The organism is Streptomyces longispororuber (assembly GCF_024448165.1).
Classification (GTDB): domain Bacteria; phylum Actinomycetota; class Actinomycetes; order Streptomycetales; family Streptomycetaceae; genus Streptomyces; species Streptomyces longispororuber_A.
Window position 1 is genome coordinate 55,170 of record NZ_JAMOLN010000015.1, and the last position, 23,944, is coordinate 79,113.

The 23,944-nt window shown below is 71.0% G+C and carries 20 protein-coding genes; 3 read left to right on the forward strand and 17 right to left on the reverse strand.

Translation table 11 applies throughout. The annotated features are described in order from the left end of the window. Nucleotides 1–4: 4 nt before the first annotated feature. The 7 genes from aroC to M4J07_RS06750 form a co-directional block, all read right to left on the reverse strand. Nucleotides 5–1,189 (reverse strand): chorismate synthase, encoded by a 1,185-nt coding sequence (gene aroC, locus M4J07_RS06720; protein WP_255968365.1) that lies wholly within the window; start codon nucleotides 1,187–1,189, stop codon nucleotides 5–7. A 206-nt stretch (nucleotides 1,190–1,395) separates the two neighbouring features. Further along, nucleotides 1,396–2,220: a shikimate dehydrogenase gene (locus tag M4J07_RS06725; RefSeq protein WP_255968367.1), complete on the reverse strand. Its 825-nt coding sequence runs from the start codon at nucleotides 2,218–2,220 to the stop codon at nucleotides 1,396–1,398. Continuing rightward, nucleotides 2,220–3,848 (reverse strand): endolytic transglycosylase MltG, encoded by a 1,629-nt coding sequence (mltG, locus tag M4J07_RS06730; RefSeq protein ID WP_255968369.1) that lies wholly within the window; start codon nucleotides 3,846–3,848, stop codon nucleotides 2,220–2,222. Before mltG ends, M4J07_RS06725 begins: the two co-directional genes overlap by 1 nt. A 128-nt stretch (nucleotides 3,849–3,976) precedes the next feature. Beyond that, entirely contained in the window at nucleotides 3,977–4,441 is a 465-nt protein-coding gene (ruvX, locus tag M4J07_RS06735) for a Holliday junction resolvase RuvX (protein ID WP_255968371.1), read from the reverse strand. Further along, nucleotides 4,441–7,113 (reverse strand): alanine--tRNA ligase, encoded by a 2,673-nt coding sequence (alaS, locus tag M4J07_RS06740; RefSeq protein WP_255968373.1) that lies wholly within the window; start codon nucleotides 7,111–7,113, stop codon nucleotides 4,441–4,443. The genes ruvX and alaS overlap by 1 nt, the downstream gene beginning before the upstream one ends. Then, nucleotides 7,113–7,463: a DUF6167 family protein gene (locus M4J07_RS06745; RefSeq protein WP_255968375.1), complete on the reverse strand. Its 351-nt coding sequence runs from the start codon at nucleotides 7,461–7,463 to the stop codon at nucleotides 7,113–7,115. Before M4J07_RS06745 ends, alaS begins: the two co-directional genes overlap by 1 nt. Before the next feature lie 7 nt (nucleotides 7,464–7,470). Further along, nucleotides 7,471–7,917, reverse strand: a complete 447-nt coding sequence (locus M4J07_RS06750) for a DUF948 domain-containing protein (RefSeq protein ID WP_255968377.1) — start codon at nucleotides 7,915–7,917, stop codon at nucleotides 7,471–7,473. 196 nt (nucleotides 7,918–8,113) lie between these two features. Here M4J07_RS06750 and M4J07_RS06755 point away from each other — a divergent pair, with 196 nt between their 5' ends. Next, the gene (locus M4J07_RS06755) at nucleotides 8,114–10,378 is read left to right on the forward strand and encodes an ATP-binding protein (RefSeq protein ID WP_255968379.1); all 2,265 of its coding nucleotides are present in this window, start codon (nucleotides 8,114–8,116) and stop codon (nucleotides 10,376–10,378) included. A 30-nt stretch (nucleotides 10,379–10,408) separates the two neighbouring features. On the opposite strand, the gene rpsD is transcribed toward M4J07_RS06755, so the two are convergent. From rpsD to M4J07_RS06785, 6 genes are all read right to left on the reverse strand, one after another. Then, the gene (gene rpsD, locus M4J07_RS06760) at nucleotides 10,409–11,023 is read right to left on the reverse strand and encodes a 30S ribosomal protein S4 (RefSeq protein ID WP_018534860.1); all 615 of its coding nucleotides are present in this window, start codon (nucleotides 11,021–11,023) and stop codon (nucleotides 10,409–10,411) included. Nucleotides 11,024–11,345: 322 nt separating this feature from the next. Continuing rightward, on the reverse strand, nucleotides 11,346–12,074 hold the full coding sequence (locus M4J07_RS06765; RefSeq protein WP_255968382.1) for an HNH endonuclease family protein: 729 nt from the start codon (nucleotides 12,072–12,074) through the stop codon (nucleotides 11,346–11,348). Nucleotides 12,075–12,174: 100 nt separating this feature from the next. Then, nucleotides 12,175–13,533, reverse strand: a complete 1,359-nt coding sequence (locus M4J07_RS06770) for a replication-associated recombination protein A (protein WP_255968385.1) — start codon at nucleotides 13,531–13,533, stop codon at nucleotides 12,175–12,177. Between the two features lie 45 nt (nucleotides 13,534–13,578). After that, on the reverse strand, nucleotides 13,579–14,220 hold the full coding sequence (locus M4J07_RS06775) for a vitamin K epoxide reductase family protein (RefSeq protein ID WP_255968387.1): 642 nt from the start codon (nucleotides 14,218–14,220) through the stop codon (nucleotides 13,579–13,581). A gap of 183 nt (nucleotides 14,221–14,403) precedes the next feature. Next, complete coding sequence (gene hisS / locus M4J07_RS06780) at nucleotides 14,404–15,666, reverse strand: histidine--tRNA ligase (RefSeq protein WP_255968389.1); 1,263 nt, start codon at nucleotides 15,664–15,666, stop codon at nucleotides 14,404–14,406. Nucleotides 15,667–15,679: 13 nt separating this feature from the next. After that, the gene (locus M4J07_RS06785) at nucleotides 15,680–16,390 is read right to left on the reverse strand and encodes an MBL fold metallo-hydrolase (protein WP_255968391.1); all 711 of its coding nucleotides are present in this window, start codon (nucleotides 16,388–16,390) and stop codon (nucleotides 15,680–15,682) included. Nucleotides 16,391–16,536: 146 nt separating this feature from the next. Here M4J07_RS06785 and M4J07_RS06790 point away from each other — a divergent pair, with 146 nt between their 5' ends. Both M4J07_RS06790 and M4J07_RS06795 read left to right on the forward strand, forming a co-directional pair. Next, nucleotides 16,537–17,322 (forward strand): peptidylprolyl isomerase, encoded by a 786-nt coding sequence (locus M4J07_RS06790; protein WP_255968394.1) that lies wholly within the window; start codon nucleotides 16,537–16,539, stop codon nucleotides 17,320–17,322. A gap of 136 nt (nucleotides 17,323–17,458) precedes the next feature. Further along, entirely contained in the window at nucleotides 17,459–18,691 is a 1,233-nt protein-coding gene (locus tag M4J07_RS06795) for a DUF349 domain-containing protein (protein ID WP_255968396.1), read from the forward strand. Between the two features lie 72 nt (nucleotides 18,692–18,763). Here M4J07_RS06795 and M4J07_RS06800 read toward each other — a convergent pair whose 3' ends face one another. The 4 genes from M4J07_RS06800 to M4J07_RS06815 form a co-directional block, all read right to left on the reverse strand. Next, the gene (locus M4J07_RS06800) at nucleotides 18,764–19,903 is read right to left on the reverse strand and encodes a caspase family protein (protein WP_255968398.1); all 1,140 of its coding nucleotides are present in this window, start codon (nucleotides 19,901–19,903) and stop codon (nucleotides 18,764–18,766) included. After that, complete coding sequence (locus M4J07_RS06805) at nucleotides 19,887–20,318, reverse strand: effector-associated constant component EACC1 (RefSeq protein ID WP_255968401.1); 432 nt, start codon at nucleotides 20,316–20,318, stop codon at nucleotides 19,887–19,889. Before M4J07_RS06805 ends, M4J07_RS06800 begins: the two co-directional genes overlap by 17 nt. Beyond that, nucleotides 20,311–21,630 (reverse strand): serine/threonine-protein kinase, encoded by a 1,320-nt coding sequence (locus M4J07_RS06810; RefSeq protein WP_255968403.1) that lies wholly within the window; start codon nucleotides 21,628–21,630, stop codon nucleotides 20,311–20,313. The genes M4J07_RS06805 and M4J07_RS06810 overlap by 8 nt, the downstream gene beginning before the upstream one ends. A 38-nt stretch (nucleotides 21,631–21,668) precedes the next feature. Then, nucleotides 21,669–23,944, reverse strand: a 2,276-nt coding sequence (locus tag M4J07_RS06815) for a RelA/SpoT family protein (RefSeq protein ID WP_255968405.1), incomplete at its 5' end; no start/stop codon positions are given.

Consider the following 23,944-nt stretch of genomic DNA (forward strand, 5'->3'; position numbering starts at 1 on the left):
CCGCTCACCGGATCTGGAGGTTGTCGAGGTACGACGTCACGTTGCGCCGGGTCTCCGGCACGCTGTCGCCGCCGAACTTCTCGGCGACCGCGTCCGCGAGCACCAGGGCGACCATGGCCTCGGCCACGATCCCGGCGGCGGGCACCGCGGAGACGTCGGAGCGCTGGTGGTGGGCCTGCGTGGCCTCACCGGTCGTGACGTCGACGGTCTTCAGGGCGCGCGGCACGGTCGCGATCGGCTTCATCGCGGCGCGCACGCGCAGCAGCTCACCGGTGGACAGGCCGCCCTCGGTGCCGCCCGCGTGCCCGGAGACGCGGCGGATGCCCTCGGGGGTGTTCACGATCTCGTCGTGGGCCTTCGAGCCCGGCACCCGGGCCAGCTCGAAGCCGTCGCCGATCTCGACGCCCTTGATGGCCTGGATGCCCATGAGGGCGCCGGCCAGGCGGGCGTCGAGCTTGCGGTCCCAGTGCACGTGCGAGCCGAGGCCCACCGGCACGCCGTAGGCGAGGACCTCGACGACGCCGCCGAGGGTGTCACCGTCCTTGTGGGCCTGGTCGACCTCGGCCACCATCTGCTTCGACGCGTCCGCGTCCAGGCAGCGCAGCGGGTCGGCGTCCAGCTTGTCGACGTCGGCCGGCGTCGGGTACACGCCCTGCGGCGCCTTCACGGAGCAGAGCTCGACGACGTGCGAGACGATCTCGATCCCGGCCGTCTCCTTCAGGTACGACCGGGCGATCGCACCGAGGGCCACACGCGCGGCCGTCTCACGGGCCGAGGCGCGCTCCAGGATCGGCCGCGCCTCGTCGAAGCCGTACTTCTGCATGCCCGCGAGGTCGGCGTGACCGGGCCGCGGCCGGGTCAGCGGAGCGTTCCTCGCCAGGTCCTTGAGGATCTCGGGGTCGACCGGGTCGGCGGCCATGACCTGCTCCCACTTCGGCCACTCGGTGTTGCCCACCATGACCGCGACCGGGGAACCGAGGCTGAGCCCGTGCCGGACGCCGCCCAGGAAGGTGACCTCGTCCCGCTCGAACTTCATCCGCGCCCCGCGGCCATAGCCGAGGCGCCGTCGTGCCAGGTGGTCCGCCACCATCTCCGTGGTGATCGGAACGCCGGCGGGAAGTCCCTCCAGCGTCGCGACAAGTGCGGGTCCGTGCGACTCCCCCGCGGTCAGCCAGCGCAACCTGCTCAACGGTGCTCCTCATGCTCGCGCTCGGTACGGCTCGGCGGGCGGCTACGGGTGCGCGGCCCGGCCCACCGTGTATCCCCTGATCCTCCCATGCCGCGCTGACGGGCCGGTGCAGTGTCCGCCTTGCGGACGGCCGGTGAGACGGGGAACACGCACGTGGGGCCGCACGGAGGAGATCCGTGCGGCCCCGTCGCGCAGGTGTACGCGGGTCAGCCCAGCGCCTTCAGCCCCGCCGCCCGCATCGCGGCGAGCACCGGCCGGGTGTCCCCGGTGAACTGCTCGAACTGGGACACGGCCTGGTGCACGAGCAGGTCGAGCCCGCTGAGCACCGGGGCGCCCCGGTCCTGCCAGGCCGCGGCGAGGCGCGTCGGCCACGGGTCGTAGACGACGTCGAACAGCGTGCCCACGCGCGCGGGCACCGCGCCGACCAGGTGGTCCGTGCCGCCCTTGGGGGTCGTGGAGATCACCAGCGGCGCCTCGAACGCGCCGGCCGCGTCCGCCCAGTCCGCGGTGCGGACCCGCACCCCGAGCCGGTCGCCCCAGCCCCGCATCTCCGCGGCGCGCTGCTCACTGCGCACGTACGCGACGACCTCGCCCGAGCAGATCCGGGAGAGGGCCGCGAGCGCGGAGGACGCGGTGGCGCCGGCGCCGAGGATCGCGGCCGAGTCGACCTTCTCGACGCCCTGTTCGTGCAGTGCGGCCACGAGCCCCGGGATGTCGGTGTTGTCGCCGCTCCTCCGTCCGTCGGCGTGGAACACCACGGTGTTCACGGCCTCGACGGACGCCGCGGTGTCCGTGATCTCGTCGAGCAGCGGAATCACGGCCCGCTTGAGCGGCATGGTCAGCGACAGCCCGGCCCACTCCGGCCCGAGCCCCGCGAGGAACCCGGGCAGCGCCGCCTCGTCGACGTCGAACCGGTCGTACGACCAGTCGCCGTCCATGCCCAGCGCCGCGTACGCCGCGTTGTGCAGGTGCGGCGACAGGGAGTGGGCGATGGGCGAACCGAGAACCGCCGCCCTGTGCTGTGCTGCCATCAGTCGTTGTTCCTCGACGCGTTCCACTCGTCGACCAGCTTCTGGTGCTCGGCGTTGGTCTTGGTGAACTTACTGGTCTTGCCGTCCATGGAGATGAAGTAGTACCAGCCGTCGCTCGTCGGGGAGAGAGCGCCCTTGAGGGCCTCCTCGCCGGGGTTGTCGATGGGACCGGGCGGCAGACCCGTGTCGTGGTACGTGTTGTACGGGTTGTCGTACTTGCGCAGCTCCGCCAGGGACAGGTCGATCTTGCTCTGCCCCTTCACGTAGTTGTACGTGGAGTCGAACTCGAGCCTGCCGTAGGTCTGCGGGTTGCCCGGCTTGAGGCGGTTGTAGACGACCTCGGCCATCTTCCGGAAGTCGTCATGGCTGGTGCCCTCGGCCTGCGCAAGGCTGGCGACGGTCAGCAGCTGCCACGGACCGTCGAGGTCGAGGCTCTTGGCCTTGGCCTCCAGGTCGAGGTCCTCGTACTTGTCGTTGGCCCGCGACACCATGTCCTTCAGGACGTCCTCGGGCTTCATGCCCTTGGCAGCCGCGTACCGGGACGGGTAGAGGAAGCCCTCCAGCGGGTCCTTCACGTTGCGGTGGTTCAGCGCCCAGCCGGGCAGCCCGAGGCTCTTGTACTCCTTCTTCGCGACGGCCGCCGTCGTGCCCTTGGAGACCTTGAGCTTCTCGTCGATCAGCGTGTAGACCGCGGCGTTGCGGGTGCCCTCGGGGATCGTGAGGTTGGCCTGGCTCTTCGGGCTCAGCAGGAGGTCGACCGCACTGGCCGCCGACATCTGCTTCTGCAGGACGTACGCGCCGTCCTGGATGCTCTTCCCGCGGGAGTCCGCCGACTGCGCGGCGACGAAGGCGTCGACGCTCTGGACGACACCGGCCTCCTTGAGCACCTGGCCGATGGCGTAGCCGCCGGCGCCCTTCGGGATGACGACGGTCACCTGCTCGCCGTTGCCCTCGCCCGCGTAGTCCGGCGCCGAGCCGAACCGGTCCTGGTAGAACTGGTAGCCGAAGTAGCCGACACCGCCCACACCGGCCGCGAAGACCACGGTCAGGACGAGGCACGCGCAGCCGCTGCGCCGCTTCTTCGGCTTCTTGCCGCCGCGTCCGCGCCGGCCACCGCGGCCCTCGTCCTCGTAGTCGTCCTCGTCGTCACCGCCGCCGCTGAAGAACGCGTGCTCACCCTGGTCGGGGCCCGCGTCCCACTCCGTCTGCTCCGGCTCCGGCGCACGGCGGCGGCCCGGCGGCTCGGGCGGCGGGTAGGCGCCGGGGGTGTTGTAGTAGTCCGGCTGTTCGGGGTTGTACGCGGCGTTCTGCCCGGTGTTGTACGGGTCCATGGGGTCGGAGCCGTACGGGACCTGGCCGTGCGAACCGGTGTTGTCCCAGCCGCCCTGACCCTGCTGTCCGCCGTACGACTGCTGCCCGTACCCGGGATCCTGCCCGTATCCGGGCTGCTGTCCCGTGCCCCAGTCACCGCCGTAGTTCTGCTGCGGCTGCTGCTGCGGGTCGTACTGCCCCTGGCCGCCGTAGGCAGGCTGGCCGTGCTCGGCCTGCTGCCCCCACCCCTGGTCCCCGTACAGCGGGTCCGCGGGATGCCACGGTTCGGAGCCTTGGCCCCGGCCATACTCAGTCATCGGTCCCCTACAAGCCGCGAGGCGGGGCAGAGCCCGTGTCCGATCGGGAGGGCAACCGTTCCGCCTCTTGATGCTGTGCGGCGGCTGTTCGAACGCCGCCGGTCGCGCGGAACGTTACCGTATCGCGATCAGATGACCACTTCGACGCCCTCGCCGGGAGCTTCGCCTGACGCCCGTTCGGACTCCAGGGCCTGCTGGAGGATGATGACGGCCGCCGCCTGATCGATGACAGACCGGCCCTTTTTGGACTTCACGCCCGACGCGCGCAGACCCTGACTGGCCGTCACTGTGGTCATCCTCTCGTCCAGGAGCCTCACCGGAACGGGTGCGATGCCGCGCGCCAGTTCCTGTGCGAAGCCGCGGACCTTGACGGCCGCCGGGCCCTCGCCCCCCTTGAGGGAGCGAGGGAGTCCGACGACCACCTCGATCGGCTCGTACTCCTCGACGAGCTGCTTCAACCGCCGGTGGGCGGCCGGTACGTCACGTCCCGGCACCGTCTCGACAGGAGTCGCGAGGATCCCGTCGGGGTCGCAGGACGCGACCCCGATCCGGGCGTCCCCGACGTCGATCGCCAAACGGCGGCCTCTGCGCATCAGTTGGCCGTCTCTCCGACCAGGCGCTCGACGGCCTCGACGGCGTCACCGATGGCGGCCGGGTTCTGGCCGCCGCCCTGCGCGACGTCCGGCTTGCCGCCGCCACCGCCGCCGAGGGTCTTGGCGGCCGTGCGGACCAGGTCGCCGGCCTTGAGGCCGCGGTCGCGGGCGGCGTCGTTCGTGGCGATGACCGTGAGCGGCTTGCCGTTGACCGTCGTGAACAGCGCGACCACGGCGGGGCGGCCGCCCTGGATGCGGCCGCGGACGTCGAGGACGAGCTTGCGCAGGTCGTCGGCGGACGTGCCGTCCGGGACCTGACCGGTGACCAGGGCGACACCGCGGACGTCCTTGGCGCCGGCGGCGAGACCGGCGGCGGCCTGGAGGACCTTCTCCGCGCGGAACTTCTCGATCTCCTTCTCGGCGTCCTTGAGCTTGCCGAGCATCGCCGAGATCTTCTCCGGCAGCTCGTCGGCACGGCCCTTGACCAGCTCCTGGAGCTGGGCGACGACGGTGTGCTCCTTGGCGAGGAAGTTGTACGCGTCGACGCCGACGAGGGCCTCGATGCGGCGCACGCCGGAGCCGATCGACGATTCGCCGAGCAGCTTGACCAGGCCGAGCTGCGCGGTGTTGTGCACGTGCGTGCCGCCGCACAGCTCCTTCGAGAAGTCGCCGATGGTGACGACGCGGACGCGCTCGCCGTACTTCTCGCCGAACTCGGCGATGGCGCCCTGCTTCTTGGCGTCGTCGATCGACATGACCTCGGCCTGCACGTCGAGCTCGCGCGCCAGGACCTCGTTGATCTTCTGCTCGACGTCCGTCATCACGGCCGTGGGCACGGCGGACGGCGAACCGAAGTCGAAGCGGAAGCGGCCCGGCTGGTTCTCCGAACCGGCCTGCGCGGCCGTCGGGCCGAGCGCGTCGCGCAGCGCCTGGTGCGTGAGGTGCGTGGCGGAGTGCGCGCGGGCGATGGCCCGGCGGCGCGTCACGTCGATGATCGCCTGCGCCGGGGCGCCGACGGTCACCTCGCCGACCTGCACGACGCCCTTGTGGACGTACACGCCGGGGACGGGCTTCTGGCAGTCGCGGACCTCGACGATCGCGCCGTTGTCCAGCTTGATGCGGCCGGTGTCGCCGATCTGGCCGCCGCCCTCCGCGTAGAAGGGGGTGCGGTCGAGGACGACCTCGACCTCGTCGCCCTCGGTGGCGGCCGGCGACGAGACGCCGTTCACCAGCAGGCCGACGACGGTCGACTCGCCCTCGGTCGACGAGTAGCCGATGAAGTCCGTCGCACCGGCGGCGTCCGCGATCTCGCGGTAGGCGCCGACGTTGGCGTGGCCGGTCTTCTTGGCCTGGGCGTCCGCCTTGGCGCGCTCCCGCTGCTCCTTCATCAGGCGGCGGAAGCCGTCCTCGTCCACGGACAGGCCCTGCTCGGCGGCCATCTCGAGGGTGAGGTCGATCGGGAAGCCCCACGTGTCGTGGAGCAGGAACGCCTTGTCCCCGGCGAGGACCGTCTTGCCGGCGGCCTTCGTCTCGGTGACGGCGGTGTCAAGGATGTTCGTGCCGCCCTTGAGGGCCTTGAGGAACGCGGCCTCCTCGGCGAGCGCGACCTGCTCGATGCGCTTGCGGTCGGTGATCAGCTCCGGGTACTGCTCGCCCATCGTGTCGATGACGACGTCCAGCAGGTCCTGCACGACCGGGCCGGTGGCGCCGAGGATGCGCATGTTGCGGATGGCACGGCGCATGATGCGGCGCAGCACGTAGCCACGGCCCTCGTTGCCCGGCGTGACGCCGTCGCCGATGAGCATCGTGGACGTGCGCATGTGGTCGGCGACGACGCGCAGCGAGACGTCCGACTCGTGCTGGGCGCCGTAGGCGACACCGGTCAGCTCGGTGGCCTTGTCGATGACGACACGGAGGGTGTCCGTCTCGTACATGTTCTGCACGCCCTGCAGGATCATCGCGAGGCGCTCGAGGCCGAGGCCCGTGTCGATGTTCTGCGAAGGCAGGTCGCCGAGGATCTCGAAGTCGTCCTTGCCGGTGCCGGCGCCCCGCTCGTACTGCATGAAGACCAGGTTCCAGATCTCCACGTAGCGCTCGTCGTTGACGGCCGGGCCGCCCTCTTCGCCGAACTCGGGACCACGGTCGTAGTTGATCTCGGAGCACGGGCCGCACGGTCCCGGGACGCCCATGGACCAGAAGTTGTCCTTCTTGCCCAGGCGCTGGATGCGCTCCTTCGGCACGCCGACGACCTCGTGCCAGATGCGCTCGGCCTCGTCGTCGTCGAGGTAGACGGTGATCCAGAGCTTCTCCGGCTCCAGGCCGTAACCACCCTTGTCCTGGGGGCTGGTGAGCAGCTCCCAGGCGTACTTGATGGCGCCTTCCTTGAAGTAGTCGCCGAAGGAGAAGTTGCCGCACATCTGGAAGAACGTGCCGTGGCGGGTGGTCTTGCCGACCTCTTCGATGTCCGGCGTGCGCACGCACTTCTGGACGGAGGTGGCGCGCGGCGCGGGCGGCTTGACCTCGCCCAGGAAGTAGGGCTTGAAGGGGACCATGCCGGCGGGGACGAGCAGCAGAGTCGGGTCGTCCGCGATGAGCGACGCCGAGGGCACGACCTTGTGGCCACGCTCCTCGAAGAAGCTCAGCCAGCGGCGGCGGATTTCAGCCGACTCCATCAGTGGTCCTCATTCCGGTTGTCGATCGAGTACTGCGTGTTCTCGAGGTACTTGGGTTGCTTGGCTTCGAAGGCGTTCTCGATGACCGCGAAGCGGCGCTGCGCGGGCAGTTCGGGATCCACCGGCTCGTTGAGACCCAGCGCGTCGCCGAGCTGGGCCTCGCGCTCGGCCATGTTGTCGCGGATGTCGAGGGCGAAGTCCTTGAGCCTGTGGCCCGCTTCGACCGCCTTGTTGGCGGCCTGCGCGGCGAGGCTCTCCGGAGTCAGCTGCTTGAGCTTGCGGTTGACCTTGGTGGTGGCCCACACGCCGGCTGCGGCGCCCGCGGTGAACCAGAACGTACGGCGGAACATCGCTCGGTCAGTCCCTCTTATTCCGGTTGGCCCGCTTGGCGCGGCGCGATTCCGGGACCGTGCGGCCCACGATCACGGTACGACGGGTCTGCTTGGCGGGCACGTCCTTGCCGCGGCCGCCGATGGCCCGGCGCACGCCGTAGCCGAACGCGGCCACCTTGACCAGCGGGCCGCCGAAGGTGGAGGCCACGGTGGAGGAGAGCGCCGACGCGTTCGACGTGACTTCCTGGACGTCCGAGGCGATGGCGTCGACCCGGTCGATCTGGGTCTGCGCCGAGCGCACCGCGGCGGAGGCGTCGGCCAGCAACGGGACGGCCTGTTCGGTCACGTCCGCGACCAGCTTGGTGGTCGCCCTGAGCGTCTGGGCCAGCCTCACGAGTGCCACCGCGAGGAAGGAGACCAGGATCGCCCAGAAGACAGCCACCAGGATCCCGGCCACCTCTCCACCGGACACTTGGCACCGCTCCCTGTTGTTGCGTGTTCGTTGCGTGTTTGCTGCGTGGTACGGGTCACCGCTGAACATCGAAAAGTCGTCCCCCGAGCCTATCGCGCCCGGCCCCGCGCTTCTTACCGCATTCCGACCGTGCGCGGGCGCGGTTCGACCGGAGCGATTGTACGGACTGCGTACGGATGAGTACGCTCCGTATCCCATGCGACGCTCTCCGCGCCCCGACAACCTTCCGACCGCTCCCCCACGCCCCGGGAACCTCCCGCACGAACTGAACCGCTTCGTCGGCCGGGCCGCCGAACTGGCGGCGCTGCACCGGGATCTGGTGACCGCGCGCCTGGTCACGGTGACCGGCGTCGGGGGCGTCGGCAAGTCCCGGTTCGCCGCGCATGCCGCGGCCCGCGCCCCCGAGGCGGTGCGCCGGGACGGGGTGTGGCGGGTGGAGCTCGCCGCGGTCCGCCGGGCGGAGCTCGTCGAGTACGCGCTGGCCGAGTCGCTGGGCCTGACGGACCACACGGCCCGGCCGCCCCGCCAGGTCCTGGTCGACCATCTCGCGGAGCGCCAACTCGTGCTCGTGGTCGACGGGTTCGAGCACCTCGTCGACGCCTGCGCCACGCTGGTCCGTGACCTGCTGCGCGCGGCGCCGGGTCTGCGGGTGATCGCGGTGGGGCGCCGGCCGCTGGCGCTGGACGGCGAGCGGCTCTTCCCGCTCTCGCCGCTGGCGGCGGCGGACGCGGCGGAGCTCTTCGCGGACCGGGCGTCGGCGCTGCTGCCCGGGTTCAGCCTGCACGGCCACCTGGTCGACGTGCTGGAGATCTGCCGGCGCCTGGACTGTCTGCCGCTGGCGGTGGAGCTGGCGGCGGGGCGGCTGCGGGCCCTGTCGCCCGCGCAGCTGACGGAGCGCCTCGACGACCGGTTCCGGCTGCTGACGGGCGGCGGCCGGGACGCCCTGCCGCGGCACCAGACCCTGCGGACGGCGATCGGCTGGAGCCACGAGCTGTGCACGGCGCAGGAGCGGCTGCTGTGGGCGCGGCTCTCGGTGTTCTCCGGTCCGTTCGACCTGGAGGCGGCCGAGTACATCTGCAGCGGCGACGGGGTGCACGCGGACGCGGTCCTGGACGTGCTGCACGAGCTGCTGGCCCAGTCGGTGGTGACCCGCGAGGAGTCGGCGACCGGTGTGCGCTACCGGATGCTGGACACGGTCCGGGCGTACGGCGCCGAGTGGCTGGACGGCATCGGGGACGGCGCGCGGATACGGCGCAGGCACCGCGACTGGTACATGGGCCTGGCGACCTGGTGCGAGCTGGACTGGTTCTCGCCGCGGCAGTCCGAGGTGGCGGCGCGGATCGAGGCGGAGCTGCCGAACCTGCGGGCGGCCCTGGAGTTCTGCCTCACCGAGCCGGGCGAGACGCATCTGGGCCAGTACCTGGCGGGCACGCTGTGGTTCTACTGGGCGGGCTGCGGCCGGCTCACCGAGGGACGGCACTGGCTGGAGCGGGCGGTCGAGCTGGACAGCGACCCGGCGCACCCGGGTGAGCACGCCGGCTCCAGCGAACACACCGAACACACCGGCCACACCGATCACACGGAGTACGGCGAGTCCCGGCTGAAGGCGCTGTGGGTGCTCGGTTACGTGGCGATCCTCCAGGGCGACACGGTGCCCGCCCTGGCGGCGCTCCACGAGTGCCACGACGAGGCGGAGCGCACGGGCAGTGCGACGGCCCGCGCGTACGCGGTGCACCGCACAGGGTGTCTGGCCCTGGTCACGGACGACCTGGTGCGGGCGGAGCAGCTGCTGCGTGCGGCGCTGTCGAGCTACCGGGAGATCGGCGAGCTGAACAGCAACGTCCTGATGGGGCAGGTCGAGCTGGCGATGGCGGTGGCGTTCCAGGGCGATCTGACGGAGGCCGTGGCGCTGTGCGAGGACGTCCGGCAGGTGTGCGAGGACCACGGGGAGCGCTGGACGCGGGCGTACGCGCTCTATGTGCTGGCCTACGCGGAGTGGTACCAGGGCGGTCTGGTGCGGGCGCGGGCGCTTCTGGAGGAGTGCCTGGCCATCGGTCACGAGTTCCACGACCTGCTCGGCACGGTGCTCGCGGTGGAGCTGCTGGCCCTGGTCACGGCGGTGGAGGGGGACGCGCCGGAGGCGGCGGTGCTGCAGGGCGCGGCGACCCGGATCTGGCCGTCGGTCGGTCTGCCGCTGTTCGGCTCCAGCCACTACAACGGGCCGCACGAGCTGTGCGAGTCACGGGCCAGGTCGGAGCTGGGCGACGTCCGCTTCGGTGAACTGGCGCGGGCGGGCGAGCGGTTGGGGCACGACGAGGCGGTGGCCCGGGCGCTCGGTGGGAGTTCCCGCAAGCGCACGACACCGCTGGTGCCGCGCCCGGCCCGGCCCGCGGATCCGGGCCGTGACATGCGAGAACCCGCCGCCTCCCCCACCCGCAAGGGCGGGGAGACGACGGGCTGAAACGCAGGTGAGACTACGTCCGCTGGTCGGTCAGCGGGCGTAGTACTCGACGACGAGCTGCTCGTCGCAGATCACGGGGATCTCCTTGCGGTTCGGGTCCCGGTCCAGGCGGAAGGCCAGGGCCTTCAGGTTCACCTGGAGGTAACGCGGGGTCTCGCCCTCGGGGGCGAAGCCACCCTCACGCGCGACCTGGAACAGCGGCTTCTCGCGGCTGCGCTCGCGGACCATCACGACGTCGTCGGGACGGACGCGGAACGAGGGCTTGTCGACCTTCTGGCCGTTGACCTCGATGTGGCCGTGGACGACCATCTGGCGCGACTGGTAGATCGTGCGGGCGATGCCCGAACGCAGCAGCAGCGCGTCGAGACGACGCTCCAGCTCGATGACCAGGGCCTCGCCGGTCTTGCCTTCGGCCTTCTTGGCGCGGTCGTAGGCACGGGCCATCTGCTTCTCGCTGATGTCGTACTGCGCGCGCAGACGCTGCTTCTCGAGCAGACGGACCTTGTAGTCCGAGTTCTGCTTGCGGCCGCGGCCGTGCTCGCCCGGCGGGTAGGGGCGGGCCTCGAAGTACTTGACGGCCTTCGGGGTCAGCGCGATGCCGAGGGCACGCGACTTCTTGACCTTGGGGCGGGACTGGTTCGCCATGAACCAAACACCTCATGTTTCTGATGCGAATACGGCTTCACCAGGGTTTGGGAGGTCGCATCCGCAGTCCGGGAAACCCACGTCGTCCGTACGGACGGGCAGGCAGCCGCTCCCAGATCTGGGCACATACGTGCAGCACGCGAGTGGCCCACCGACCGCCGTACCCGGGGTGGTGGGCTGCCCGCGACACCTTCGAAGGTGCGCGACGCTCCTGGACCCCCTGTGCCTTGCGGTTCGGGGGATCCGGCTGAATGTTCCGCTCTGGTGACGCTCGGTCTTCCTTTCGGAACACCGGGCACGGGACACAGCACTTCGAAGGAGTCTACCGGATCTCGGCGGGGCAGGTCGCCAGCAGGTCCTGCAGGGCCAGCTTCTCGGGGGCGGTGACCGTGAGCCGGTACTTGTGCTTGATCCCGGTCCAGCGGCGCCCGTACGCGCACCAGTATCCGTGGTTCGGCGGTTTCCACTTGTCGGGGGTCTTGCTGCTCTTCTCGTAGTTCGTCGTCTTGTCGGTGGCGAGGAGCACGTCCAGGTCGTTGGCGTACGTGAGCCGCTCCTTCGGGGTCCAGGCCCAGGCCCCGGCCCGCCAGGCCGCGCCGAGCGCGACGACGTGGTCGGTCTGGATCTGGGAGGCGCGGCGGTAGGAGTACGGCAGGTCCTTGCCGGTGTACGGGTCGTGCAGGGTGCCGGAGAGGACGACGCACGGGTTCCGGTCGCCCTCGCGCAGGTCTGTCAGGTCGCGGCGCAGGACGTCGTCACGGGTGTCGCAGCCGTTGCGCCCGCCCGGGGCGTCGACGTCGTCGCTCCAGCCGTCCCCGAACTCGCTCCGTTCGTACGTCTCCCAGTTCTTGCCCCAGGCGACGGTGAGCCCGGCGAGCTGGGTGCGGGCCCGGGCGGCGTCGGGCGGGAAGCCCTTGCTCGCCAGGGTCCGGGGGGTGGCCGTGGGGCTCGTCCGGTGCTCGGCCCGGTCGAGCTGCGGCGGCGTACAGGCAGCGGCGGCACCCACGACGAGCAGCGCCCCTACGGCCCCGCACCGAAGTGACCTGCGCATACGCCCGACCTTAAGCGGATCGCCCGGAAGGGGCGCGGGGAACCGCGCGGCCGGCCGGCCACCATCCGCACCGGGCCCCGCACGCCCGGAGGGCTCCCGCTCAGCCGCCCGATTCGCCGCGCAGCCTCTCCCGGACCCGCTCCACCACGTCCGCGTACCGGGCCTCCGCCCCGTACCGCGTGGGCTGGTAGTACGCGCGGCCGGCGATGGCGTCGGGCGCGTACTGCTGCGCGGCGATCCCGCCCGGCACGTCGTGCGGGTACACGTACCCCTGCGCGTGGCCGAGCTTGGCCGCGCCCTTGTAGTGCCCGTCGCGCAGATGTGGCGGCACCGGGCCGGCCAGGCCCTTGCGGACGTCCTCCATGGCGGCGCCGATCGCCGTCGTCGCCGCATTCGACTTCGGGGCCAGGGCCAGGGCGATCGTGGCGTGGCTCAGGGTGAGGGCCGCCTCGGGGAAGCCGATCATGGCGACGGCCTGGGCGGCGGCGACCGCCGTGGGCAGGGCCGTGGGGTCGGCGAGGCCGATGTCCTCGCTGGCCGAGATCATCAGGCGCCGGGCGATGAAGCGCGGGTCCTCGCCCGCCTCGATCATGCGGGCCAGATAGTGCAGCGCCGCGTCCACGTCCGAGCCGCGGATGGACTTGATGAGGGCGCTGGCGACGTCGTAGTGCTGGTCGCCGTCCCGGTCGTACTTCACCGCCGCGCGGTTGACCGTCTCCTCGACGCTTTCGAGGGTGATGGCCTTCTCGCCCTTGGCCAGGGCGGCACCGGCCGCGGCCTCCAGGGCGGTGAGCGCGCGCCGCGCGTCACCACCGGCCACGCGCAGCAGGTGCTCCTCCGCGTCCTCGGCGAGCGTCACCGCACCGCCGAGCCCGCGCTCCTCGGTCAGGGCCCGCTGGAGCAGTCCGCGCAGGTCGTCGTCCGTCAGCGGCTCCAGGGTGAGGAGCAGGGAGCGGGACAGGAGCGGGGAGATCACCGAGAAGTACGGGTTCTCCGTGGTCGCCGCGATCAGCGTCACCCAGCGGTTCTCCACGGCGGGCAGCAGGGAGTCCTGCTGGGCCTTGCTGAAGCGGTGGATCTCGTCGAGGAAGAGGACGGTGTCCTTGCCGTGGCCGCCGAGCGCGCGCCGGGCGCCCTCGATGACGGCCCGGACCTCCTTGACGCCCGCGGTGATCGCGGACAGCTCCACGAACCGCTTGTTCGTCGCCTTGGAGACGACGTACGCGAGGGTCGTCTTGCCGATGCCCGGCGGTCCCCACAGGATCACGGACGAGGCGCCCGCCGGCCCCCCGTCACCCTCCCCGACCAGGCGGCGCAGCGGCGAACCCGGCTTCAGCAGGTGCTGCTGGCCGACGACTTCGTCGAGGGTGCGGGGGCGCATCCGGACGGCCAGGGGGCTCGCTGACGGGTCCTTCTCCTGGCGGTCTTCGGCTGCGGCGGTGAAGAGGTCGGGTTCCACGGTCAAAACCCTAAGTCACGGCAGTGACAACGCCGCGCCCGCCGGTCAGGCCCAGAGCTGGGAGCCCCAGCGCGTGAAGATCAGCACGGCGATGATGCCGACGTGCACGACCGGCAGCGCCCAGGTGAAGTCCTCGAAGAACGTCTTGAGCCAGCGCGGCGCCGGCAGGAATCCGCTGCGGACGTTGGACGACGTGACGTACCAGAACATCAGGATCGTGGCGACCCAGGCCAGGCAGCACCACAGGCACAGCGCGTTGATCCGGTACAGGGACTGGAACTGCAGCCAGGTGACGAATCCGACGCCGAACAGCGTGCCCGCGTTGAACGTCAGCCAGTACCAGCGCGGGAAGCGGGCCCCCGTCAGCAGGCTCATGCCGACGCAGATCACGATGCCGTACGTGACGAGACCGAGCATCGGGTTCGGGAAGCCGAAGACCGCGGCCTGGTCGCTCTTCATGATGCTGCCGCAGGAGATGACCGGGTTGATGGAGCAGCCCGGCGTGAAGTTCGGGTCCTCGAGCAGCTTGAACTTGTCGAGCGTGATGACCCAGGAGGCGAGCACCCCGGCCGCTCCGGTGATCACCAGGAGCAGCGCGAAGGCGCGGCTGCCTCCTACGGAGCGCGGGGCGTCCCCGTCGTCGGCCGTGTGGGAGACGCTGTCGCTTGCTGTGGTCGTCCTGCTCATCACGCCGATCCGTCTGTGAGTGAGTGAATGGTGTGGCCTGCGGGCACAGCCATTCTGCCGTACCCGGGCGCCCGTCCACCGTTCGATGCACATAAGGATGTACGGGCGCGGGCCCCGGAACGCTCGATGTGCGCGGACCCGGTGAGGGGCCGGCCGATGCGGCCCCTCACCGGGTCCCGTGGCCTAGGACAGCTTGGCCTTCAGGGTGGCGACGACCTCGTCCACCGCGACCGCTTCCTGCTCGCCGGACTCCATGTCCTTGAGCTGCACGACGCCCTCGGCGAGATCCCGCTCGCCCGCGACGAGCGTGAAGCGCGCCCCGCTGCGGTTGGCGTTCTTCATCGCGCCCTTGAGGCCCTTGCCGCCGAACGAGAAGTCCGCGGAGATCCCGGCCCGGCGCAGCTCGGTCACCTTGGAGAACAGCACGCGCCGCGCCTCGTCGCCGAGAGGCACCGCGAACACACTGGTGGTGGACGGGAGTTGGAGCTCCACGCCCTCCGCCTCCAGGGCGAGGACCGTGCGGTCGACGCCGAGCGCCCAGCCGACGGACGGCAGCGAGGGGCCGCCGATCATCTCGGACAGGCCGTCGTAGCGGCCGCCGCCGCCCACCGCGGACTGCGAGCCGAGACCGTCGTGGACGAACTCGAACGTCGTGCGCGTGTAGTAGTCGAGGCCGCGGACGAGCTTCTCGTCGTCCTCGAAGGCGACGCCCTCGGCGACGAGCAGCTCACGCACCTGCTCGTGGTACGCCTTGCACGCGTCGCACAGGTAGTCGCGCAGCGAGGGCGCGCCGACGAGCTGCTTCTGGACGTCGGGACGCTTGTCGTCGAGGACGCGCAGCGGGTTGATGTCCGCGCGGCGCAGCGTCTCCTCGTCGAGGTCGAGACCGCGCAGGAAGTCCTGGAGGGCGGCCCGGTAGACAGGACGGCACTCCTTGTCGCCCAGCGAGTTCAGCAGGATGCGGAAGTTCCGCAGGCCCAGCGAGCGGTACGCCTGGTCGGCCAGGATGATCAGCTCGGCGTCCAGGGCCGGGTCCTCGGCACCGATCGCCTCGGCGCCGACCTGGGAGAAGTGGCGGTAGCGGCCCTTCTGCGGGCGCTCGTAGCGGTAGTACGAGCCCGAGTACCAGAGCTTGACCGGGAGGTTGCCGGCCTTGTGGAGATTGGCCTCCAGAGCGGCGCGCAGCACGGACGCGGTGCCCTCGGGGCGCAGCGCCAGCCTGTCACCGCCCTTGGTCTCGAAGGCGTACATCTCCTTGGTGACGATGTCGGTGGACTCGCCCACGCCGCGGGCGAACAGCTCGACGTTCTCGAAGCCGGGCGTCTCGATGTAGCCGTAGCCGGAGTTGCGCAGCGGCGTGGAGATCGCGTCGCGCACCGCGAGGTACTTCGCGGAGTCCGGCGGCAGCAGGTCGTAGGTGCCCTTGGGGGCCTGGAAGGTACTCACGGGAGGTTTCTCGTCACATTCCTCGTCGGGGAGCCTCGGTCGAGGGTCCCTGGCCGGCGGCCACCTGCCGCAGGTACGGGTTGGTGGCGCGCTCCTGGCCGATGGTCGTCTGGGAGCCGTGTCCGGAGAGCACCACGGTCGAGTCGTCGAGCGGCAGGCACACGCGGGCCAGCGATTCGAGCATGTCGTCCATGGAGCCACCGGGAAGGTCGGTGCGTCCGATGGAGCCGGCGAAGAGCAGATCGCCCGCGAAGAACACGGAGGGGACCTCCGCGGTCTCGGGCATCTGGAAGGCCACCGACCCCTTGGTATGGCCGGGCGCATGGGCGACGGAGAAGTCGAGTCCGGCCAGCTTGAGCCGTGCGCCGTCGGACAGCTCCCGCACGTCGTCGGGCTCCCCCACGGTGAGCTCGCCCATCAGCGGCATGCCGATGGAGCGGCCGAGCGCCTTCTCCGGGTCGCTCATCATGTACCGGTCGGAGGGGTGGATCCACGCCGGCACGTCGTGCGCCCCGCACACCGGGACGACCGAGGCGACGTGGTCGATGTGCCCGTGCGTGAGGATGACCGCGACCGGCTTGAGCCGGTGCTTCTTCAGTGCGTCCTCGACTCCCTGGGCGGCCTGGTGGCCCGGGTCGATGATCACGCACTCCTCACCCGCGGCGGGGGCAACCAGGTAACAGTTGGTGCCCCAGGCCCCGGCGGGGAACCCGGCAATCAGCACGATCGTCCTTCGTATGTCGTCGTCACAACGGAATGCGGCAGATCAGAGCCTACCGGCGCTGCCGATTCCACAGCGAACCCATATACGGTACGGGGCACAATCAGGAGGCCCCGACAAGGTCACGAGACGTACGAGGAGAACACCCGGTGGTCAGCAAGGATCAGCGGCAGCGTCAGCTCGCCCGGGAGAAGTTCCTGCGCCAGCAGCAGCGGCGCGAGTCCGCCCGACGCAAGGCGCGTACCCGCAACATCGTGATCGCCTCCGTACTCGCGGTGGCCGTCCTCGGTTCAGGCGCCGCGTACGCCGCAGGCGCTTTCAAGAGCGACGACAAGAAGGACACGGCCGGCTCGGAGGCGAGCCCGAGTCCTTCGTCGACCGAGAAGTCCGAGCCGAAGATGGCCGTGGACAAGAAGGCGAAGTACACCTTCACGCTCAAGACGAACCGCGGTGACGTGGGCATCGCCATGGACGCGGCCAAGACGCCGCACACCGTCAACTCGTTCAAGTACCTCGCCGACAAGGGCTTCTTCGACAAGACGAAGTGCCACCGGCTCACCACCGAGGGCATCTTCGTCCTCCAGTGCGGCGACCCGGAGGGCACCGGCGCGGGCGGCCCCGGCTACACGATCCCGGACGAGAACCTGAAGGGGCTCGGCAAGGCCGGCAAGGACGGCGCGGTCACGTACCCTGCGGGCACGGTGGCGATGGCGAACACCGGGCAGCCGCACACCGGTGGCAGCCAGTTCTTCCTGGTCTACAAGGACAGCAAGCTGCCGCCGTCCTACACGCCGTTCGGCACGATGGACGACGCCGGGCTCAAGGCCGTCAAGGACGTCGCGAAGTCCGGTGTCGCCGCGGGCGGCCAGAGCGCGGGCGACGGCGCACCGAAGAAGGGCGTCACCGTCACCACCGCGACGGTGACCAAGAACTGACCTGCCAGCTGCCAAATTTCGGTCGCGCGGGATGCGGACAGCATCCCCGCCGGTCGCCTATGTTGGCCGTGACGAAACTGTGGACGATGCCCGGGGACCCACGAGTCCGCCGCAGGCATCATGTGGAGGAGGCGCTGTGAGCAGCGACCCGTGGGGCCGCGTCGACGAGACGGGGACCGTGTACGTGCGTTCGGCCGACGGCAGCGAGCGAGTGGTCGGTTCGTGGCAGGCAGGATCCCCTGACGAGGCCCTTGCCTACTTCAAGCGCAAGTACGACGGTCTGGTCGTCGAGATCGGGCTCCTCGAGCGCCGGGTGCAGACGACCGACCTGTCGGCCAAGGACGCGACGACCGCGATCGAGCACCTGCGGGAGCAGGTCACGGACGCGCACGCGATCGGTGACCTGGCCGCCCTCGGCACGCGGCTCGACAAGCTGGTCGAGTCCGTCGAGTCGCGTCGCGAGGAGCGCAAGGTCCAGAAGGCCAAGCAGTCCGACGAGGCGCGGCACGCCAAGGAGGCGCTGGTCACCGAGGCCGAGGAGCTGGCCCAGTCCGAGCAGTGGCGGGCGGCCGGCGAGCGGCTGCGCGCCCTGGTCGACACCTGGAAGGGCCTGCCGCGTCTCGACCGCAAGTCGGACGACGAGCTGTGGCACCGCTTCTCGCACGCCCGGTCGGCGTTCTCGAAGCGCCGCAAGGCCCACTTCGCGTCGCTCGACGCGCAGCGCGAGGAGGCCCGCAAGGCCAAGGAGAAGCTGGTCTCCGAGGCCGAGGCGCTGTCGAACTCGCAGGACTGGGGTGCCACGGCGGCCCGGTACCGCGAGCTGATGACGGACTGGAAGGCGGCGGGCCGGGCGCAGCGCGAGCACGAGGACGACCTGTGGAACCGCTTCCGCGGTGCCCAGGACGTGTTCTTCGCGGCGCGCAGTTCGGTCTTCGCGGAGCGTGACGCCGAGCAGGGCGAGAACCTCAAGCTCAAGGAGGAGCTGGCCGCCGAGGCGGAGAAGCTCCTGCCGGTCGGCGACCTCAAGTCGGCGCGCGCCGCGTTCCGCTCGATCAACGAGCGGTGGGAGGCCATCGGCCACGTCCCGCGCGACGCCCGCCCGAAGGTCGAGGGCCGGATGCACGCGGTGGAGCGTGCCATCCAGGAGTCCGAGGAGGCCGAGTGGCGCCGGACGAACCCGGAGGCACGCGCGCGTGCCGCGGGTCTGACCGGTCAGCTGCAGGCCGCGGTCGACAAGCTCAGGGGCCAGATCGAGCAGGCCCGTACGCAGGGCAACAACGCGAAGGCGGACAAGCTCCAGAAGGAGCTCGACGGCCGGCAGGCGCTGCTCGACTCGGCGCTGAAGGGCCTGGAGGAGTTCGGCGGCTGAGCCGCACCCGTCGTCACGACGGCCCGGACCGCGCGTGCGGTCCGGGCCGTCGTGCGTCGGTGACCGGTCCGGTCAGGCGGCGGGCGTCGCGTCGCGTTCGGCGATGTCCAGGGCGTGCTTGAGGACCTCGCAGGCCTCGATGTGGTTGCCGGACTCCTGCAGCAGCTCGGCGAGCCGGCGGCAGACGAGGACCGCCTCGGGCCCGTACATCTTGTGGAGCCGCTGGAAGGCGGACTCCAGCACCTCGATGGCTTCCTTGTTCTGCCCGGTCTCGGCGAGGAGTTCGGACAACTCCAGCTGTACGGCGAGGAGTTCGCCGGGGCCTTCGGTGCTCTGCTCCTCCAGGGCGAGGCGCAGCACGGGCAGTGCGTCCTTGATGGTGCCCTCGGTGCGCAGCAGCCGGGCGAGGTTGAGTCCGGTGGCGACCATGGCGGCCTGTACGTCGGCGGCGAGGACCGGTCCCGCGAGGGCGCTGGGGGCGGCCCTGGCGCGGTTGCGGGCCACCGCGAGGCGGCCGACGCCGTTCTCCTGGGAGCGCTGCGGCAGCGGCCGGTTCTTGGCGCGCAGCCGCTCGTCGAGGGCGCGGTAGAGGGTCTCCAGGTCGATGAGCTCGGGTCCGCCGGGGATGCCGTCGCGCAGGATGCCGAGCAGTTCGCCGGTGAACGCGGTGTGCCGCTCGCCGTCCGGGGCGAGGGCCACGCGGTCGCGCGGCGACGAGGTCAGGACGTACGCGCCGTCGACGGCGGCCTGCGCGGCGAGCACCTCGTCGCCGCCGAGGGCCCGGGCGGCCCGGCCGCTGAAGCAGCAGTCGAGGATGACGATCTTGCGACGGGCCCGGGCGGCGCGCAGGCTCGCGCGCAGGTGCTGGTAGGCGACGGCGGTGTAGCCGCGGTTGTCGCGGGAGTCGCCCAGGGCCAGGTACAGGTCGCTCGACTCGGCGTCCCGCATGCCGTGCCCGGAGTAGTAGACGATCAGGGTGTCGGTCGCCTCGTTGCCCGCCTGGTGCACGGGGTCGAGCATCGCGGGCGCGCTCAGCGGGTCCGCGACGACGGTGCAGTGCCGGTCCGGGAGGCCCCAGACGGTCGCGTCGCCGAGTTCGGCGGCGAGGTCCACCAGGTTCGTGCCGACCGCGGGCAGCTGGTCCAGGTGCCGGTACGAGGCGGTGCCGATGAGGACGGCGCGCGACTGGCTCGGGTCAGGCAGCGCTGCCATCGCTCTCCCCGTCCGCCGCTCTGCCTCCCGGCCCGGTCGGCGCGGGCTGCCGGTCGAGCAGTTCCACGACCCGGCGCAGCGTCTCCGCGTCCCTGGCTCCTTCCGGGGTGACCTCCACCTTGAGCGCGCCCCTGCTGAGGACGAGCGCGGGCGGGCGGTGCCGGGCGAGCTGCCACTGGAGCACGGAGACGGCGAGCGCGGCCGTGGACAGGCCGCTGCCGAGGGCGAGTTGGAGGATGTCGAAGCCGGACGCCCCCATGTGCCCGGCGACCGGCGGCTCGGTGGCGGCGACCTCGACGCGGACCTCTCCGGTGAGCGTCTCGTCCTCGTGCAGCCAGCGCCGCAGGGACCGCAGTGCGTCCTCGCTGTCCGCGTCCTGGCCGTCCGGGGTCACCTGCACGAAGACGTCAGTCACTTGCCGCTCCTCTGCGCCGGTCGACGTACCTGTTCACTCGGGCCAGCAGCTCCAGGGCCTCGCGCCCCGCGTCCAGCCTGGCCAGACAGACAGCTTGCCAGTACTGGCTCGTCAATGTGGTCGGATGGTCGGGTCCGAGGCGGGCGACGCACACCGGCACGACGGCCGCCAACATCCGTGCGGCCGCCTCCAGTTCGCCGCGCTGGACGAGGTTGACGGCCTCACGCTGCCGGGACAGGGCGGTCTCACTGGACATGCTGCCGAGCACCATGCGCCGGGTGTGGTCGCTGAGCGTCGGGGTCTCGCCGCCGCGGGCGTGCGCGGGGCGCGCCTTGACCGGTGCGGGGTCCTCGCCGCGCGGGCCGGGCACGGCGACCTCGTCCCAGGCGTACTCGGGCCCCTTGGTCAGCCGTACGCCCTGCGCGGTCCGGACGGCGTGGTCGCGCTGGAGAGCGGTGAGCCGGTCGGTCACGTACTCCTGCCCGCCGGCGGTGAACGCCTCGAGCGCCTCAGCCACTTCGGCGGCCTCCCGGGGCCGCTCCTCGGGGTCCTGCGCGCACAACCGGTCGACCAGTGCGGCCAGTTCGCCGGGCGGTCCGTCCGCCCGGCCCGACAGGCGGGGCACGCCGGGGCCCAGGGCCCGCTCGACGACGGCTCCGACGTCCACCACGGGGCCGAGCGGGCTCTCACCCGTGAGCATGAAGTACAGGCAGGCGCCGAGGCCGTACAGATCGGCCGACGCCTTCGCGAGGCCGCCCTTGATGGCCTCCGGCGCCATGAACTGCGGGGAGCCGAGCACCACACCGGCGGCCGTGATGGCGCGCTCCCCCGCCAGCCGGGCCAGGCCGAAGTCGTGCAGGACGACGCGGCCGTCGCGGGTGAGGATGACGTTCGAGGGCTTGATGTCGCGGTGCAGCACGCCCGACTGGTGCGCGACGGCGAGGGCCCGGGCCATGCCCTGGGCGATCCAGGACGCGGCGGAGACGGGTAACGCGCCGGTGGCGGCCACGAGGTGGGCGAGGTTGCGGCCGTCGAGGACCTGCATCACCAGGTAGGCGGTGCCCTTGTGCAGCCCGGAGTCGTACAGCGTGACGACGCCGGGGTGCTCGATCCGCGCCATGGCGCGGGCCTCGCGCCGGAACCGCTCCATCGCCTCGCCGTCGGGTTCCATCCCCCCGACGGCGTTCAGCAGTTTGACCGCGACGCGACGCCCGAGCTCCAGGTCCTCGGCCTCGTGGACCTCACCCATGCCACCGCGGCCGAGGAGCGCCACCAACCGGTAGCGCCCGCCGACCCGTTCGCCCCGCGCCATGTCGACTCCCCGTGAACCGTCCCTCGGGACAGGCTAGTTCACGGCCTGCGCGCCGACGTCACGCGATACACGTCGTACACACCCTCAACACCCCTGACGGCCTTGAGCACATGGCCGAGATGCTTCGGGTCGCCCATCTCGAACGTGAAGCGGGACGTGGCCACCCGGTCGCGCGACGTCTGGACGGCCGCGGACAGGATGTTCACGTGCTGGTCCGACAGGACACGGGTCACGTCGGACAGCAGCCGGGAGCGGTCCAGCGCCTCGACCTGGATGGCGACCAGGAAGACGGACGACTGGGTGGGCGCCCACTCGACCTCCAGGATCCGCTCGGGCTCGCGGGACAGCGAGTCGACGTTGACGCAGTCGCTGCGGTGCACGGACACCCCGCTGCCGCGCGTCACGAAGCCGATGATGGGGTCGCCGGGCACCGGCGTGCAGCAGCGCGCCAGCTTCACCCAGACGTCGTCGACGCCCTTGACCACCACGCCCGGGTCCGCGTTCGACCGGCGCTTGGAGCGGCCGCGCGACGGCGGTGCGCTCTCGGCGATGTCCTCGTTGGCCGCTTCCTCGCCGCCCATCGCCTGGACGAGCTTCTGCACGACGGACTGCGCCGTGACGTGGCCCTCGCCGATGGCGGCGTACAGGGACGAGATGTCGGGGTAGCGCATCTCGTGCGCGAGCGTGACGAGCGAGTCCCCGGTGAGGATCCGCTGGATCGGCAGGTTCTGCTTGCGCATCGCGCGCGCGATGGCGTCCTTGCCCTGCTCGATCGCCTCGTCGCGGCGCTCCTTGGAGAACCAGGCGCGGATCTTGTTGCGGGCGCGTGGCGACTTGACGAAGCCGAGCCAGTCGCGGGACGGGCCCGCGCCGTCGGCCTTGGAGGTGAAGACCTCCACCAGGTCGCCGTTGTCCAGGGTCGATTCCAGGGGCACGAGGCGTCCGTTGACGCGTGCTCCTATGGTCCGGTGGCCGACCTCCGTGTGCACGGCGTACGAGAAGTCCACCGGTGTCGCCCCCGCCGGGAGCGCTATGACGTCGCCCTTCGGGGTGAACACGAAGACCTCGTTGCGCGACAGGTCGAAGCGGAGGGACTCCAGGAACTCGCCCGGGTCCTCGGTCTCCTTCTGCCAGTCGAGCAGCTGGCGCAGCCACGCCATGTCGTTGAGGTGGTCGTCCTTGCCGGTGGTCCGCGGCTGGTCGGAGCGCACCTTGGAGGCGCCGGCGACGGCCTCCTGCTTGTACTTCCAGTGCGCGGCGATGCCGTACTCGGCGCGGCGGTGCATGTCGAACGTGCGGATCTGCAGCTCGACGGGCTTGCCGTTGGGGCCGATCACCGTCGTGTGCAGCGACTGGTACATGTTGAACTTGGGCATCGCGATGTAGTCCTTGAACCGCCCCGGAACCGGGTTCCAGCGGGCGTGGACGGTGCCCAGTGCCGCGTAGCAGTCGCGGACCGTGTCGACGAGGACGCGGATGCCCACCAGGTCGTAGATCTCCGCGAAGTCACGGCCTCGGACGATCATCTTCTGGTAGACGCTGTAGTAGTGCTTCGGGCGGCCGGTGACGGTGGCCTTGATACGGGCCGCGCGCAGGTCGGACTGCACCTCGTCGGTCACTATGGCCAGGTACTCGTCGCGCTTGGGCGCGCGCTCGGCCACGAGCCGCACGATCTCGTCGTACATCTTGGGGTAGAGGATCGCGAACGCGAGGTCCTCCAGCTCCCACTTGATGGTGTTCATGCCCAGGCGGTGGGCGAGCGGCGCGTAGATCTCCAGGGTCTCGCGCGCCTTCTTCTCCTGCTTCTCGCGCTTGAGGTACCGCATCGTGCGCATGTTGTGCAGGCGGTCGGCGAGCTTGATCACCAGGACGCGCGGGTCCTTGGCCATGGCGACGACCATCTTGCGGACGGTCTCGGCCTGCGCGGCCTCGCCGAACTTGACCTTGTCCAGCTTGGTCACGCCGTCGACGAGCAGGGCGACCTGGTCGCCGAAGTCGCGCTTGAGGGTGTCCAGGCCGTACTCGGTGTCCTCGACGGTGTCGTGCAGCAGACCCGCCATGAGCGTCGCCGGGTCCATGCCGAGCTCGGCGAGGATGGTCGTGACGGCGAGCGGGTGCGTGATGTACGGGTCGCCGCTCTTGCGCTTCTGGCCGCGGTGCCAGCGCTCGGCGACCTGGTAGGCGCGCTCGATCTGGCGGAGCGTGGACGTCTCGATCTTGGGATCGTTGCTGCGCACTATCCGCAGCAGGGGCTCCAGGACCGGGTTGTACGGGTTCGAGCGCTGCACGCCGAGGCGGGCCAGGCGGGCGCGGA

Bases quoted from the DNA above. Each gene is read 5' to 3' on its own strand.
- alaS (WP_255968373.1), bottom strand. From the start codon at position 7,113: ATGGAGTCGGCTGAAATCCGCCGCCGCTGGCTGAGCTTCTTCGAGGAG.
- M4J07_RS06745 (WP_255968375.1), bottom strand. From the start codon at position 7,463: ATGTTCCGCCGTACGTTCTGGTTCACCGCGGGCGCCGCAGCCGGCGTG.
- M4J07_RS06755 (WP_255968379.1), top strand. From the start codon at position 8,114: ATGCGACGCTCTCCGCGCCCCGACAACCTTCCGACCGCTCCCCCACGC.
- ruvX (WP_255968371.1), bottom strand. From the start codon at position 4,441: ATGCGCAGAGGCCGCCGTTTGGCGATCGACGTCGGGGACGCCCGGATC.
- rpsD (WP_018534860.1), bottom strand. From the start codon at position 11,023: ATGGCGAACCAGTCCCGCCCCAAGGTCAAGAAGTCGCGTGCCCTCGGC.
- M4J07_RS06725 (WP_255968367.1), bottom strand. From the start codon at position 2,220: ATGGCAGCACAGCACAGGGCGGCGGTTCTCGGTTCGCCCATCGCCCAC.
- M4J07_RS06765 (WP_255968382.1), bottom strand. From the start codon at position 12,074: ATGCGCAGGTCACTTCGGTGCGGGGCCGTAGGGGCGCTGCTCGTCGTG.
- mltG (WP_255968369.1), bottom strand. From the start codon at position 3,848: ATGACTGAGTATGGCCGGGGCCAAGGCTCCGAACCGTGGCATCCCGCG.
- M4J07_RS06810 (WP_255968403.1), bottom strand. From the start codon at position 21,630: ATGGCGCGGGGCGAACGGGTCGGCGGGCGCTACCGGTTGGTGGCGCTC.
- M4J07_RS06800 (WP_255968398.1), bottom strand. From the start codon at position 19,903: ATGGCAGCGCTGCCTGACCCGAGCCAGTCGCGCGCCGTCCTCATCGGC.
- M4J07_RS06775 (WP_255968387.1), bottom strand. From the start codon at position 14,220: ATGAGCAGGACGACCACAGCAAGCGACAGCGTCTCCCACACGGCCGAC.